General features: G+C 61.3%; 12 protein-coding genes. 6 read left to right on the top strand and 6 right to left on the bottom strand.

All coding sequences use genetic code 11. The annotated features are described in order from the left end of the window. Positions 1-308: 308 nt before the first annotated feature. Both SINAC_RS10380 and SINAC_RS10375 read left to right on the top strand, forming a co-directional pair. On the top strand, positions 309-1,010 hold the full coding sequence (locus tag SINAC_RS10380; protein ID WP_015245614.1) for a response regulator transcription factor: 702 nt from the start codon (positions 309-311) through the stop codon (positions 1,008-1,010). Further along, positions 1,007-2,485 (top strand): sensor histidine kinase, encoded by a 1,479-nt coding sequence (locus SINAC_RS10375; RefSeq protein ID WP_015245613.1) that lies wholly within the window; start codon positions 1,007-1,009, stop codon positions 2,483-2,485. Before SINAC_RS10380 ends, SINAC_RS10375 begins: the two co-directional genes overlap by 4 nt. Positions 2,486-2,711: 226 nt before the next feature. On the opposite strand, the gene SINAC_RS10370 is transcribed toward SINAC_RS10375, so the two are convergent. The 6 genes from SINAC_RS10370 to SINAC_RS10345 all read right to left on the bottom strand — a co-directional run bounded on the left by SINAC_RS10370 (position 2,712) and on the right by SINAC_RS10345 (position 7,501). Next, complete coding sequence (locus tag SINAC_RS10370; protein ID WP_015245612.1) at positions 2,712-3,131, bottom strand: type II toxin-antitoxin system VapC family toxin; 420 nt, start codon at positions 3,129-3,131, stop codon at positions 2,712-2,714. Continuing rightward, positions 3,124-3,384 (bottom strand): hypothetical protein, encoded by a 261-nt coding sequence (locus SINAC_RS10365; RefSeq protein ID WP_015245611.1) that lies wholly within the window; start codon positions 3,382-3,384, stop codon positions 3,124-3,126. The genes SINAC_RS10370 and SINAC_RS10365 overlap by 8 nt, the downstream gene beginning before the upstream one ends. A gap of 398 nt (positions 3,385-3,782) precedes the next feature. After that, the gene (locus SINAC_RS10360; protein WP_015245610.1) at positions 3,783-4,196 is read right to left on the bottom strand and encodes an ester cyclase; all 414 of its coding nucleotides are present in this window, start codon (positions 4,194-4,196) and stop codon (positions 3,783-3,785) included. Between the two features lie 122 nt (positions 4,197-4,318). Further along, positions 4,319-5,233 (bottom strand): dihydrodipicolinate synthase family protein, encoded by a 915-nt coding sequence (locus tag SINAC_RS10355; protein ID WP_015245609.1) that lies wholly within the window; start codon positions 5,231-5,233, stop codon positions 4,319-4,321. A 2-nt stretch (positions 5,234-5,235) separates the two neighbouring features. Continuing rightward, on the bottom strand, positions 5,236-6,495 hold the full coding sequence (locus tag SINAC_RS10350; RefSeq protein WP_015245608.1) for an MFS transporter: 1,260 nt from the start codon (positions 6,493-6,495) through the stop codon (positions 5,236-5,238). A gap of 286 nt (positions 6,496-6,781) precedes the next feature. Then, on the bottom strand, positions 6,782-7,501 hold the full coding sequence (locus tag SINAC_RS10345; protein ID WP_015245607.1) for a GntR family transcriptional regulator: 720 nt from the start codon (positions 7,499-7,501) through the stop codon (positions 6,782-6,784). Between the two features lie 200 nt (positions 7,502-7,701). On the opposite strand from SINAC_RS10345, the gene SINAC_RS10340 reads away from it, so the two are divergent. The 4 genes from SINAC_RS10340 (at position 7,702) to SINAC_RS10320 (ending at position 14,473) form a co-directional block, all read left to right on the top strand. Beyond that, positions 7,702-9,222, top strand: coding sequence for a serine hydrolase domain-containing protein (locus SINAC_RS10340; protein ID WP_015245606.1), 1,521 nt, complete (start codon positions 7,702-7,704; stop codon positions 9,220-9,222). Positions 9,223-10,108: 886 nt separating this feature from the next. Continuing rightward, positions 10,109-10,750, top strand: a complete 642-nt coding sequence (locus SINAC_RS10330; RefSeq protein ID WP_015245604.1) for a sigma-70 family RNA polymerase sigma factor — start codon at positions 10,109-10,111, stop codon at positions 10,748-10,750. 22 nt (positions 10,751-10,772) lie between these two features. Beyond that, positions 10,773-11,777 carry a hypothetical protein gene (locus tag SINAC_RS10325; protein ID WP_015245603.1) on the top strand — a complete coding sequence of 335 codons (1,005 nt, stop codon included), beginning with the start codon at positions 10,773-10,775 and terminating at the stop codon, positions 11,775-11,777. 95 nt (positions 11,778-11,872) lie between these two features. After that, on the top strand, positions 11,873-14,473 hold the full coding sequence (locus SINAC_RS10320) for a serine/threonine-protein kinase (protein WP_015245602.1): 2,601 nt from the start codon (positions 11,873-11,875) through the stop codon (positions 14,471-14,473). The last annotated feature ends 109 nt before the right edge of the window (positions 14,474-14,582 follow it).

Below are 14,582 nucleotides of genomic sequence, written 5' to 3'. Positions count from 1 at the left end.
GCAACTCGGCTGGCAGACTCTCGAGCCAGGCAATCCCTTGAAATGGAAATCGCCCGACGCACTCTTCGCGATGTGTCATCTTATGACATGCCCGGTTAGCTCGCAATTAACGGAAAGTAAATTCCACCTTACCTTTAGCTCGCCTGCCGAACTGACCAATGACGACGAAGTCGGGACAAATGCTCGGCCGCAACCGCTTCTTTTTTGGGGGGGATGTCGTGCCTCGAGATCGGGCTGTCGTCAATCGTGATCTGATCGAATCCGCTTCGATCTTTGGGGAAGCACAAGGATGAGGCAAAGGAAACGACATGAGCATTCGCGTCCTCATTATTGAAGACGAAACGAACATTTCCGACTTTCTGGTCCGCGGCCTCCGTGAGGAAGGGTTCCTCGTTGACCACGCCGCGGACGGCCTGAGTGCCTGGCAAGCGCTACGGAACGGCACGTGGGACCTCGTTCTTCTCGATTGGTGGCTGCCCGGCCAGGATGGATTGACTCTGCTCCAACGTTTCCGCCAGCATGATCGAACCACCCCGGTGCTCTTCCTCACGGCGCGCGACCAGGTTGAGCAGCGCGTGCTGGGGCTCGACAGCGGCGCCGACGACTATCTCTGCAAACCGTTCGATTACGAGGAGCTCCTGGCCCGGATCCGCGCCTTGATTCGCCGTCGTGAAACGGGAGGCGGCACAGTGGTCTCCTGGGGCGATCTCACGGTGAACCTGGCCACGCAGAGAGCCGAGCGCGACGGCCACCCGCTCGACTTGACTGCCCGAGAACAGAGCCTGCTCGTCTACTTCCTCCGGCACCCGGGGCAGGTTCTCTCGCGCACCCGGCTCTACGAGCACGTCTGGGACGATCGCCACGATGGGATCTCGAAGACCTTGGAGGTTCACGTCATGGAACTCAGACGCAAACTCGAGGCCCACGGTCCCCGCGTCATCCATACCTTGCGAGGTCGCGGTTACGTCCTCGATCACACGCCCCAGAGCTTACCCGGAGCGAAATCGTGAGGCTGGTCACCCGGTTCTCCGCCTTTTTCCTGACGGCCCTGGCACTCGTTCTGGTGGGATTTTCCGGGACCGTTTACCTCGTGGCCCAGCGCCACCTCTATCGCGAGCTCGACGAACGGCTGGAGCGAGCGCTCGATATCCTGGAGGCTTCGGTCGACATCGAGCCCGGCGGCCTGGAGTGGGAGCCGACGGATCGCCGCATTGCGCTGGGCCTCGACCTGGGCCAGGATGAGGTGCGTTGGGCGGTTCGGGATGGCAAAGGAAGCCTCGTCGACCGCTCGGCGAACGCCGATAGCGGAGGATTCCCCGCCGGCTGGGAGGCCCGCGCCTGGCCCACCAACCCTCCGGATGGCACGGTCGTCGGCAAAGTCGCCGGTTGGCGGATGGCGGGGCGACAGATGGCGCTCAATGCGCTCCTCCGCCTCGGTCGAGGTCATCCGGACGATGAGCCTGGCTATGAGGTTCAGTATCCTCTGCTCGTGCTTGTCGCCGGCTTGAAACGAGCCCCCGTCAAGGCAACGCTCGACCGATTAGGTGGCACGCTGATCGTCTTGTCCGTGGGGATCTGGCTGCTCGCCCTGGCGGGCGGCCGGCTCCTTGCGCGCCGGGCTCTCGCGCCGCTGACCCGGATGGCGGAAACCGTCGGTACGATGTCGGCCACAGACCTGGGGCGACGAGTGCCGACCCCCCGCACCGGAGACGAACTCGACGCCCTGGGGCATGCCTTCAATGGACTGCTCGACAGGCTCAACGAGGCGTTTGACAAGCAGCAGCGTTTTGCCGGCGATGCCTCCCACCAACTCCGCACACCGCTCGCCGCGCTTCTCGGTCAGGTTCAGCTTGCCCAACGTCGCGAACGCCCCGTGGAAGAATACCGGCAAGTGCTCGACAGGGTGCTCGAGGAAGGGATGCGCCTGCGCGTGATCGTGGAAACCCTCCTCTTTCTCGCCCAACCCGAGGCCCCCAGCCTCTTGCTCTGCGATCTCGACCTCGCCGAGTGGCTCCCCAACCACCTGGAACGCTGGTCCGACCACCCGCGCGCAGCCGACCTCCATCTCGAGGTCAGCGCCCCCCCTCTGTCGGTGCGGGTTCATCCCCCTATGCTCGCCCAGCTTCTGGACAACCTGCTCGACAACGCCTGCAAATACAGCGAAGCCGGCACCCCAATCCTCGTGAGTGGAAATCGCGAGGGAAATTCGATCATCCTGAGCGTTGAAGATCAGGGCCGCGGCCTCGATTCCGAAGAGGCAGCCCACATCTTCGACCCGTTCTTCCGCGCGGAAGCGGCGCGCAACGAAGGCCTTCCGGGCAGCGGGCTCGGCCTCACGGTCGCCCGGCGAATCGCCACGGCGCTACACGGCACTCTCGACCTCACGAGCCATCCCGAACGCTTCACCTGCTTCACGCTCCGTCTCCCCGAACGTCTTGCTCCCACAGGCGACAGCCTCAGAAGCGACATTCGTTCGTGCGTTTAGCACGAATCTTTGCTGATCGACAGTACTTTCCGGAACCTGATGAATGTCATGCGGCCAGGCTGAGCAGCCTGTCGGCGGCCACCTGAATTTCAGCCTCCGTCACCCCGGATTTCAGAACCGCAAGAATCCCGCCAGGCGTCTGGAGTGTCCTCATCTGTGGTCACCGCCGATAGAACGCCGCGAGCCAACTCCAGGCATGGAAACGCTCGATTCTGCGTGATCGACGTTAGAACCGCCAGTTGGCCAAGGCAAGCGGATAGCCAAGGTTCTGGACATACTGAAAATGAGCAGTGTTGCCAGTGACCAGCACCAGGCCGTGCCTCAACGCGATGGCAGCGATCATCGTATCGGCGATGCCGATAGGCCGCCCGACCCGCTCCAAATCTCCAGCAATGCGACCTGCCAACTCGGCAGCCGACTGATCGAGGGATATCACTTCTTCCTGAGCGATGGAGGCGAGGAAATGAGGAAGGCGGTGGGCCGCTTGCTTCTTCTGGAGGCCGCGAACGATCTCCATCACGGTCACAGCTGACATCGTGTAATAACCAAACGTTTCCCGGTACGCGGTCGCGCTGCGGGCAACCACCTGGTCTCTCCCTTTGATAATCTCGGAGAGCATGTCAGTATCGAGCAGGGCTTTATTCACCAGGGAGCACCCGCCAGGGTTCCTCCCGACGCTGTTTCATCGCGTCGGCCACGATTTCGTCCATCTCGTCGGCGTAATCACGCATGGAACCTAGCAGCGGATCGGGCGTTTCAGAGCCAGCCTGCTGTGGCTTTTGCTGCTGCTGGAAATTACGCCACGCGACCGCGAGGGCGTCATCGACTGACGCGAAATGGCCGCTCTGTACGGCAGCCTCGATCGCGATTTCCACGTCTTTGGGTAAATGTATCGTCATGCCTCTGATCCTCCTGTAAGCCAATATTTTATCACAGCCCTCCTGTTTTGCCAAGCCCTCCACGTGTACTTCTGGATACATGGACGTCGATCAACTGGAACTCGTCACTGAGTCGGTGCGCGGATCCAACTGGCGCCAGGCCGCCGACTACGTGCCAGGAGGGCGCCGAAGTCGTGGGGCGGAACGGCGATTGAGGACGGCGGCGAGACAGGCGAACCACTGGCATGGGATGGGCTGCGGATGTGAGAATGTCATGGGGTCGGCCCTCGTCGACTCGCCATCCGTCGTCCGCAAACGTACATCAAGTAGCAGAAAGTGCAGGACTCGACAGAGTCTGAAGCAATTCCTCCCAAGGACCGAGCGGAATCGATCCGCACCAAGCACCTCAAACCGCTTGCTCACAATTCCGGGGCACGGAGCGACGCGATCAGACCGGATTGATCCCAGCAGTCCCAACCCTCCATCATCTTGCCGTTATCGAAGTGAATCCAGGTCATCCCTCGGAACGAGACCTTGCGCCCGGTCGGTGGGAACCCAAAACCGTCGCCCAGGTGAGTGGCCTTGCCTGACCAGCGGACGACGACTTCGTCTCCTTCGGCCACGGTCCCGTCGACATTGATCTGCAGGTCAGGGAAGGCGGCAAGGAAGACGTTGTGAGTCTTTTCCTTGAAATCCTGCTTGCCCCGCAACGTGCCGGATTCGGAGACGCTCACGCTCTCATCGGTCAGGAGTTCGTCGATCGTGTCCGATCGACGCTGGTTCCAGACCTCCTCGAACCAGCGCCGAGCCAAGATGACATTATCGTATGCCATTCCACACCTCTTTCACGGATCCGATTTGATGGGCCCGACTGGAAAGCATACCGGACCGCGATCCAATTCGCATCCAGTGGGCCCACGCGCCGTGATCGTAAATACGCCGGAATGGCTTCACGTCATGCCCGGATCCAGTCGAAGTAACCAAGCCGTTCGAGGCTCGATTTCAACTCCACCACTTGCTCGGCGGTGAGATTCGAGTGCGGGAGCCGGGCGGGGCCGACGTCGACACCCAGGAAGGACATCACGGTTTTGGCCGCCCCCATGAAGCCGAAACCGGCCAGCAGCTCGACGAGTTCGACCGAGCGATATTGCTCGGCTCGAGCCTTGGCAAGATCGCCCTGCGCGAAGGCGGCCAGCACGCGATGGTAGATCGGAGCGGCAAAGTTGTACGTACTGCCGACAGCGCCCGAAGCGCCCAGGGCAAGCGCCCCGAGAAGCGTTTCATCCGAGCCCCAAGGGATGTCGAATCGATGGCTTTGAGCATGCAGGCATTGCTGGTAAGCCATCAGGTCGGGATTCGTAAACTTGATTCCCGCAAGCGTCGGCACGCTCTTCGTAGCCAGTTCCAGAAAGGCGGGCATGCTGAGTTGCACGCCGGTCATGCTGGGAATGTCGTAGAAGTAGAACGGCAAGGCCGGGGCAGCGCCGGCGATCTCGGCGCAACAAGCGACGAGCGTTGCCACGTCCTTCGGTTTGAAATAGCTCGGGGAGAAGGCCGCGATGGCGGCTACACCCAAAGATTGAGCCTGCGCGGCCAGCGTCCGTGCATCCGTGAGCGAGTTGGAGCCGACGTGGACGACGACCCGAAGCTCGGAGCCTTGGGCGACCTTGCTCCAACGTTGGGCCAGCGCCAGCCGTTCCTCAACGGCGAGAGAATGGCTCTCGCCGGTCGTTCCACCGATGAAAACGGTTCTGACACCGTTCGCAAGCAAATGCTCGGCCTGACGCGCCACGACGGCGAGGTTGAGTTGACCGTCAGCCTGAAACGGGGTGTGGGTCGCGGCAATGAGACCACTCAGCTTGATCGACATCCTCAGGAATCCTTTGGGGCAAGTTCAGGTCGGGGGTGGATCATGAGTACAATCGCTACGGAGATCAACGCGATCCCCGCGAAGATGCCGAAAATGGCGGCGATGGAGACGTGCTGGTCACGCAAGCGGCCAAATCCCCAGTCGGCGAATCCGCCGCAACTGATGCTGACCAGGTTCATGAAGCCATAACCCGTAGCCCGAAGCTCGGGTCGTACGAGTTGGGAAAGAATGGGCATGTTGTTGCAGTCGAAGAACCCCCAGCCAATGCCGTAGAGGATCAGGAATCCGACCGCTAAACCGAGATGTTCCGAAAAGCCGACGCCGAACAGGGCGGGCAGAAAGAGGATCATTCCGAGTGCACTGACAAAGATACGGCCCCGCTCGGAACGCTTCATCCAGGCGTCCGCCATCCAACCGCCAATGCCGACACCTATCAATGACGCGAGCTGCACGGGGATCACGGCGTAGACGCCGGCATTTCCCTGTTGGAGGCTGAACCGTTCCCGGAGAATGTCCGGCATCCAATCCTTGACGACCCAACCCGCCAACGCGGGCAAGGTGAAGTAGAGGACCAAAAGGAGGAAGTCGCGATTCTTGACCAGTTCGAGCCAGGCCCGAAAGAGCGACGTGGGGTGGGACTTGTTAGATGTTTGTGATTCCGACGGATCGCGCAAAAGCCAGAATAAGGGAACCGAGTAAAGGATCCCGACAACCCCGCAGGCCTGGAAGGCAAACCGCCAGCCGAGATTCGGTTGATCCGCCACATGGCCCGCGAATCCGCCGAGGACGATGCCCGCGTACATACCCATCTGGTGGATGCCGACGGCCCGCGATCGGGTCGAACCGCGATGGAAATCGGTGATAAGCGCCAGGGCAGCCGGGATGTAGAAGGCTTCGCTGATCCCCATCAAGGCCCGGGTCGCGACCAGACCGTCGTAGGTCGTCACATAGCCGGTGGACCAGGTCACCGCCGACCAGACGAACAGGCTGGCGATAATCACGAGGCGACGACTGAATCGGTCGGCGATGTAGCCGCCGATCGGGCTCAGGAGCGCGTAGACCCACTTGAATGAGCCCAGCATGAAGCCCCAGTTTTCTCGCGAGCCAATATCCGGGATGTCCGTCATCATCGACGTCTTCATCGCGGCGAGCATCTGGCGGTCGAGGTAGTTCAGCAGGGCAACCGGCGCAAGCAAGGCAACCGCCAGCCACGCAGCGCGGCGGATCCTGTGAAAATCTGTGGGGACGGTTTCAGCATCCATTTATTCACCAATGGAGAGTAATGAGAGCGTTGCGTACCAGCAGTCCTCGTCTCGATCGGAGCGACCCATTGGGCGAGGAGGACAAGCAAAGGAGTCGCCGAAGCTCCCTTTTGCAGGCAAGCGATGGACAGGCCAAGATACTCCTTCGTCGTCGCTAAGGAAGAGAGTGCCGCGCTTGCGCGGGGTACTTTGTGGCCCTGCGTCGAGGATGGTAACGATCCGAAGCAAAAACAGGCTCCAGCGAAGTGGTCACACTGCCCTGGATTCACATTCGGCGTGGCAAAGATCAAGCGTCGGTTTGGGTTCCTGAGGCTTCAAGAACAGACTGCATTAACATGTAATTTATCACTGAGTCCCGACCCAAACGAATGTGGGACGACATCCAGGCGGCTGCTTTTTCCGTGTCATGATCCGCCAAGATCGTGACGAACGTGTCGTGCTGACTCACGGTGGTCACGGCCAGGGCGTGCGTGAGCAGCCTGGGTGCCCGCTTCTGAGCCGCGAAGACCTGGGCGATGACGCGGATCTCCTTGACCACCTTCACAAGCCAGCGGTTGTGCGAGGCCGCGACGAGCCTGGTGTGAAACGCTTCCTCGCATTCGAGCCAGTGGTCGAATTGAGGACGCGTGGCGTGTTGGCCAGGAGGGATGGCCTCGGCGACCTGACGGAACCATTGACAGATGGCCCGCAAATCGGCGAGCAAGTGGTCGTTCGCGAACCGCGCGGCCTCCACGGCCGCCATGACCTCAAGGGCTTCCCGGACGTCATACAACTCCCCGAGCTCATTCGAGTCGGGAGCGCGGACAAAAGCGCCGGCCCCCGGCGTGAAATCCAGGACCCCCTCGCTGACAAGCCGGCTGATCGCCTCACGAACCGGAATCGTACTTGTCCCAAGTTCCGCCGCCAGAGTCCGGTTGACGAGCCGAGTTCCAGGACGGAGGCTCCCCGACCGCAGCCTCTGGTGGAGCCGGTCGTACACACTCTGCGCGAGAGACACGTGGTCCACTTCGGCCTCGCTCGATGGCAGGGATCGATTTTGGTATACCACGATATATCGCCGCTCGATGAGACGGCAAGTGGTCACCCTCCTTCCGATTCCTGTTTGGCCGGTTGACACTTGACCGGTTCAAGGCAGCCCCGTCCAATAACCCTCTGTGGTTGGGGAGGGGCGAACAAAGCCATCGAGTTCTCGACGGGTTGCTTTCCATGAAAAATTTCGCTTTGGCCGCATCGATTGCCGTTTGCGGTCCCTTTTGCATCGCGGCCGCACCAGTTTCGCTGCCCAGGAGCACTCCGGAGTCTCAAGGGGTCTCGTCCTCGGAGGTCCTCGGGTTCGTCGAGAAGGCGGACAAGACGATCGACGCGATGCACAGCCTCATCGTAGTGCGCCATGGTCACGTGGTGGCGGAAGGCTGGTGGGCGCCGTATGACGCGGCTTCACGCCACTCGCTTTACTCGCTCAGCAAGAGCTTTACCTCCACGGCCATTGGACTGGCCGTCGCGGAAGGGAAGCTGAGCGTGGACGATCGCGTACTGACATTCTTCCCCGAGGATTCCCCAGCCTCGCCGAGCGACAATCTCAAGGCGATGCGAATCAGCGACCTCCTGCGGATGTCCACGGGGCACCAAAACGAGCCGTTCCTCGGGCCGCTCCTGCCGGAGAGCAAGACCGCTTCCCCCGCAAACCAGCCGGCTTGGACCAAGACCTTTCTGGCCCAGCCCGTGCCGAACAAGCCGGGGACCCATTTTCTTTACAACACACCTGCAACCTACATGCTCTCGGCGATCGTCCAGAAAACCATGGGCATGACGGTACTTGACTACCTGAAGCCTCGTCTGTTCGATCCCTTGGGAATTGAGGAACCGACCTGGGGAACCAGCCCGCAAGGCATCTCGCTCGGTGGCTACGGGCTGAGCGTACGCACCGAGGACATCGCAAAATTCGGCCAGCTCTACCTTCAAAAAGGGAACTGGCAAGGCGCGCAGTTGGTACCCGCAGCCTGGATCGAGGCCGCCACGGCACGGCAGACCTCGAATGGGAGCAACCCCAAGAGCGATTGGGAGCAAGGTTACGGCTATCAGTTCTGGCGCTGTCGCAACGGCGCATTCCGAGGCGATGGCGCGTTCGGGCAATATTGCATCGTCTTGCCCGAGCAAGATGCCGTGATCGCCATCACGAGCAGTGTGAAGGACATGCAGGCCGTTTTGAACCTGGTCTGGGATCAGCTACTCCCAGCCCTGAAGCCGGCTCCGTTGGCCGCCGATCCCAAGTCTTCCGAGACGCTCGAACGCACGCTCAAGGGTCTGTCCTTGCGTCCCCAGCAGGGTTCGGGCGCGTCCGGAGTCGGAGCGAAAGTGGCCGGCCGAGTGTATCGGTTCCCGACCAATGACCGCAATCTTGAAGCCATCACGCTCGAAAGTGACGGCAAAGCCGATGCGGTGACCCTCGTCTTGAAAGTCGACGGCGTCGATCATCGCATCCCATGCGGCCGAGGCGAATGGCGCAAGGGGCGGCTCGCTTACGGCCAGTTTTCCGAGCAGCCCGCAGCCGTCAGCGGAGACTGGACCGCCGACGACACGTACACGGCCAAGATCTCGTTCTTCGAGACGCCGTTTCTGCTCACGATCCACTTGAAGTTTACGAAAGACCAGTTGCTCTTCGACTCCGAGTCGAACGTTGCATTCGGCCCGGCCCAAAAACCGCAACTGGTCGGCAAAGCCGACTGAAGACTCGCTCACTCCAAAGGCACGCGATCCTACACCGTCGCGTCGATAGGAGGAGAATCGGTGGCTGAGGTCTCGTCTTCGAGACCTCAGCACACGAGTCCCGGATTCGGCGCCTCGAAGACGAGACCCCAGCCACCCGGATCGCTCGAGTCACTCGACGAGATGGACGCTGGACTGAGCGATCGTACCTTCGCGTTTGCTGAGAAACATGAGGGAGTTCTGCGGGCTATCTTCAGTACGGGTTGGACGACTTACAGCGAGAACCCAAGGTTGCGCAGGGTTCGACTCGGCGGCGGTGCCGTCTGACAAACAGAAGTACAGAACGAACATGGGCAGGAGGATCGGAATCAGGCGTCGCGCTGAGTGACTGGCAAAAGGGCGGAGCATGTTCGAGTCTCGTTCTCTGTTTCAGACGGGGAAAGTCGCCGGACTACATCGTCTCTAGCTAAGCAATGCTATCTCAAGATTCCCCGGCCGATGCCCAAAATCTGGTTCCAGTGAATCTTTGGATAGATGAGTGTTGTTTCTTCGCCTCTTTGAACAACGTGTTATGTGCGGACTCAATCGATCTCGAACGTCGACTTGGCAAGCGGGTTCGTTGTCGAAAGGCTTGCATGGTTGGAACTTGTGCTGGAAGCTTTCGTCGAAACAATGAGACGATGTCTGCGCTGAGGTAACCTCATCGTCGTGCCCTTTCACGCTGCACCTGCCGTAGAAAGTAACCTCCCCATCCCGGTGATCTACCTGGCTCGTAAGTCCCCGTGAACCCCGACGGACGGGCTCTGCCTGCGCCTTTTCGGTTTCAGAAAAACGCGAGTAATAAGACGCAAAGGCTGTGTACGATCCCCTGGACCGCGCAAGTCTCTTGGGTATGGGGAATTCAACGATGGCGGGACCGACGGATATCGAAACGCTCTTGCGTCGGGCCGGAGAGGGCGACGACGGAGCGGTGACCGAGCTCTTCAACCGCTACCGTAAGCGGTTAAGGCAGATGATCCGACTGCGCCTGGATCGTCGGCTTCAGGGGCGAGTCGACCCTTCGGACGTCCTCCAGGATGCCTACATCGACCTGACCGAGCAGCTTCCCACCTATTTCGCGCGGCCGGAGTTGCCGTTCTTTCTCTGGCTGCGCTTGCTGGCCGGCCAGCGCCTCATGCGGGTCCATCGCCATCACCTCGGCGCGGCCATGCGTGACGCCGGCCGCGAGGTTTCTCTCTATAAAGGAGCACTGCCCCAGGCCAGTTCCGTCTCGCTTGCCGCTCAACTTCTCGGCCGGTTCACCTCGGCCAGTCAGGCGGCCGTTCGGGCCGAGCGCCAACTCCAACTGCAAGCCGCCATCAATGGAATGGATGAGATCGACCGGGAGATGATCGCGCTTCGCCACTTCGAAGAACTGAGCAATGGCGAGGTGGCCGAGATCCTCGGCCTCTCGAAGGCCGCGGCAAGCAATCGCTACGTTCGTGCCATGGTTCGACTTCAGGCCATCCTCGAAAGCCTGCCCGGCTTTCTGGACCGGCCCGGCGAATAGCTGAGAAGGGGTACGACATCTCATGAGAATTCATCGCTGGTTCCGTCCCTTCGTGTCGGATTACTTGGAGTGCCGGGTCGTTCCGAGCACCGCGAGCGTGGCGCTTCCCCCCGCCCTCTTCGGCCAGACCGTCCCGCTCCCACCACAGTTGCAAACCGGCGATCAAGCGCGCGAGGCCATTGACGCCTTTCTCGCCCAGTACTCGCACGCGATTGGCTCCGTGCTCCTCAGTCCCGGGCCGAATGGTTCGATCAATCCCGAGGCCAATCGGGAGGCCTTCGATGCCGTAATCAAGCAAGCGCTGACGTCGCTGACCAACCAACTGGTTCAGTCGCTTGGCACAGTCCCCCTCAACTCTCCTGAGGTCGCTCAAGTCGTCAACGCAATCATCGGCGACGGGCCGGATAGCCTCGAGAGCCAGTTGCTCGGATTATCAACCGCGACGATCGTCCAGGACGCGACGACAGGTGCACTCACGGGCGAGACCTTCCACACGATCGTTCAGACCACGGCTCAGGTGACGCAGACGGTGGTCTATGGCCCCATCTCGCCCCTGGTGGCTCAAGCGATCGTGCCTGCGACCACAGCCGCTGCCAACGTGGGCAATGACGACGCGACGATCGACCTGTCGTCCCAAGGACTCACCGAGGTCCGCAATGCCTTCTCCACCTTCATGGGCGATTACTTTCGAGAAGTGAAGGATGTTCTGCTGGCGCCTGACCCACACGGCAAGTTTGATCCGGCGGCCAGCCGCTCGGATTTCGACGCAAAAATCACGATGTCTCTGCAAGCGTTGATCGACGAAGTCTCCGAGAACGGTGCGTTGCGCGGAGCGACCCAGGAGCAGACCGATCGGATTCGCGTGGAGATCCTGGGCAACGATCCTGGTAGTCTGAAGAATCAACTGGCCTCCCTCCCCAGCCCGACCGGTCCCGAAGCCACGATGGTCCGCGACTTCACGCTGGGCTCGTTCCGAACCATCGTCGGCCTCTTCGCACGAGTCGGCGCGAGCCTTTTAGGAGCTTGACCGCCACGGCGGGCTCAGGTCTCCTGAAGCGATGGGCCGAGAATCCGATGGGGTCGGTCACTCGCAGGGAGTCTGCTTTTACGGACGCCTTTTCGATGAATGATCCGTCTTCAGACCTGAACCAGCTCGGAGGGCTCGCCGAGGAATTTCTCGACCGCCGCTCCCGCGGTGAGCGTCCGACCGTCACCGAGTATGCGGAACAGTATCCGGAGCTGGCCGACCAGATCCGCGCGTTCTTCCCGGCCCTGATGGTGGTTGAAGACCTCAAGCCGAGAGCCGAGGACCTGACGAATTCGTTTATCGGTGGTCTGCGCCCGACGCGCGGACTGAGCATGGAGCGGCTTGGCGATTTCCGGATCATCCGCGAGGTCGGACGCGGCGGAATGGGGGTCGTGTACGAGGCTGAGCAGGAGTCGTTGAGCCGGAGGGTGGCCCTGAAGGTACTGGGGTCGCCGTCCCTCCTCGACCCGAAGCGATTGGCACGGTTTCAACGCGAGGCCAAAGCCGCCGCGCGGCTGCATCATACGAATATCGTCCCTGTTTTCGGGGTCGGCGAGGTGGACGGAGTCCACTACTACGTGATGCAGTTCATCCTGGGCGCCGGACTCGATGAAGTGCTGGATGATGTGAGACGGCTCCAAGCCTCAAAGACGGGGCAGCCGGTATCCGTATCACCGCGGGAGCCTCTGGGTGGACCGTCAGCAAGCGTCGCGTTCTCGCTCCTGAATGGGCGTCCTGGTCCGCTCGCGGAGCCTGTTCCTCCCCAGGAAACGCCATGGCCGTCGACGATCACGGATTCCAGCGATCCGTCCGTTGTTGCGGGGCCGCCCGCGCTTTCGGTCGCGAGTGAGACCGGGCCGAGCTATGCCCGGAGCATCGCCCGCATCGGTGCCCATGTGGCCGAGGCGCTGGGGTACGCCCACGAGCAGGGGATTCTCCACCGGGACATCAAGCCCTCGAACATCCTGCTTGATAACCACGGCACGCCCTGGGTCACGGATTTTGGACTGGCCAAGGCCACGGCGGATGAGGATCTGACCCACACCGGCGACATCGTCGGGACAATCCGCTACATGGCACCTGAGCGGTTCCACGGTCGTTGCGACGCCCTCTCCGACGTCTATGCTCTGGGCCTGACCCTGTACGAGCTCCTGGCTCGCGTCCCTGCCTTCGAGGGGGCCGATCGGAATCAGTTGATTCGTCAGGTCCACCTCGAGGAGCCGCCTCGACTCCGCAAACGGGATCCGACGATCCCGAGGGACCTGGAGACGATCGTGCACAAGGCGATCGAGAAGGATCCGGGGCATCGCTATCTCTCGGCCGTCGCGCTGGCGGAAGACCTGCGGCGGTTCCTCGAAGACCGTCCGATCCTCGCCCGCCGTGCAACCTTGACCGAGCGAACCCGGCGCTGGAGCCGGCGCAATCGCACGACCGCGGCACTCGCGGTCACGACTGCGGGGTCGGTCCTCCTTGCGGCCGTGGTGGGTTGGACGGGATATGTCATCACCACCCAGGCGCTCAAGGGAGAGCAGAATCGTCGGACCGAGGCCGAAATCGCGACACGTCAAGCACGAGAAGCCACGCGCCGCGCGGAGGAGAATGTGTCGCTGTCGCTCGAAGTCTTCGAAGAACTATTTGAGAAGCTCGCGGCCAACGACAATCATTTACTCCCCCCCCCGCCGGGTCTCCCTCACGTGCAACACAAACCGAACATGGACCCACCACCGCCACCACCCGAAGAAAATTTGGACCGCCCTCCCCCGCCACCGCGCGGTCCGGGTGGCCCTTTCGATCGTATGGCTTTTCCGATGGACGCAAAGCATGGTCCGCCGCCGGGGAGGTCCGAAGAGGACACCGCATTGCTTGAGAGCATGCTTATGTTCTACGATCGATTCGCCCAACGAAACGCGACGAATCCAAGGCTTCAGGGCGAAGCAGCGTGGGCCTATCGCAAGGTCGGCGCTCTCTACTCCAGGCTCGGCCGCGATCAGGAGGCGGAATCGGCCTACCAACGAGCTATCACCATGTTCGAGGAACTGATCGTTCAATTTCCCGATGTCACCGAGTATCGCTCGAGGTTGGTTGAAACCTATATCATGGCCGATCCTTGGTCCTCGCCTCCCGCCTCCCTTGAACAGCTCGAGCAACGATTGCGCAGGGCGCAAGTCCTGATCGATAAGCTGGGAGATGAGTCGCCCGAGAATCTGGGATACATCCAGGAGAGAGTTCATGTCTATGCTAAGCTTGGAGCCGTTCTGCAACGGCGAAAGCAATTAGCCGCGGCTTCCGCGTGCTATGAACAAGCGATTGCGCTGGGCGGCTCGCTGATCCAGCGCTCCCATAATTCCAGGCGTGCCCTCCTTGACCGTGCGTTCAGTGAGGAAGCACTGGCACTGCTTCAGTATCAGCGCGGTCAGAATGAGGAGACTCGGCGGCTGCTCAATGCGGCAGTATCTGATCTCCGCACTCTCTCGGGGGAGGACTCGATGTTCTCACCCCCTCCCGAGTCGTTTGAAACCTTGGCCGAGTCATTCACGATGCTAGGCGATACCGCGCGGGCCGAGGAGATCCGTCGCTGGGCGGCGGCCGCCCGGACTCGTCCTCGCGGTTTTCCACTTCGCCCAGGCCGAGGTTCCCGGCCTTCAGCCAGAAATTTTGACCCATCGTCCCACACGGGCGAAGGAAGGTTGCCTTGAGAGCCTGCGTGTGCGGATGTCGCTTCGAGGGCACGGTCCACCAAGCCTTTTGACCCGCCACTTGGAATGACGAGGGCACACTCGCAGCTCGTCGATATCAGCAAAGTCG

The organism is Singulisphaera acidiphila DSM 18658, from assembly GCF_000242455.2.
GTDB classification, from domain to species: domain Bacteria; phylum Planctomycetota; class Planctomycetia; order Isosphaerales; family Isosphaeraceae; genus Singulisphaera; species Singulisphaera acidiphila.
The sequence above is the reverse complement of the archived record's forward strand: the minus strand, read 5'-3'. Positions and strand labels throughout refer to the sequence as shown.

Coding starts and splice junctions, on each gene's coding strand:
- SINAC_RS10380 (WP_015245614.1), top strand. CDS start 309: ATGAGCATTCGCGTCCTCATTATTGAAGACGAAACGAACATTTCCGAC.
- SINAC_RS10365 (WP_015245611.1), bottom strand. CDS start 3,384: ATGACGATACATTTACCCAAAGACGTGGAAATCGCGATCGAGGCTGCC.
- SINAC_RS10360 (WP_015245610.1), bottom strand. CDS start 4,196: ATGGCATACGATAATGTCATCTTGGCTCGGCGCTGGTTCGAGGAGGTC.
- SINAC_RS10355 (WP_015245609.1), bottom strand. CDS start 5,233: ATGTCGATCAAGCTGAGTGGTCTCATTGCCGCGACCCACACCCCGTTT.
- SINAC_RS10350 (WP_015245608.1), bottom strand. CDS start 6,495: ATGGATGCTGAAACCGTCCCCACAGATTTTCACAGGATCCGCCGCGCT.
- SINAC_RS10340 (WP_015245606.1), top strand. CDS start 7,702: ATGAAAAATTTCGCTTTGGCCGCATCGATTGCCGTTTGCGGTCCCTTT.
- SINAC_RS10330 (WP_015245604.1), top strand. CDS start 10,109: ATGGCGGGACCGACGGATATCGAAACGCTCTTGCGTCGGGCCGGAGAG.
- SINAC_RS10325 (WP_015245603.1), top strand. CDS start 10,773: ATGAGAATTCATCGCTGGTTCCGTCCCTTCGTGTCGGATTACTTGGAG.
- SINAC_RS10320 (WP_015245602.1), top strand. CDS start 11,873: ATGAATGATCCGTCTTCAGACCTGAACCAGCTCGGAGGGCTCGCCGAG.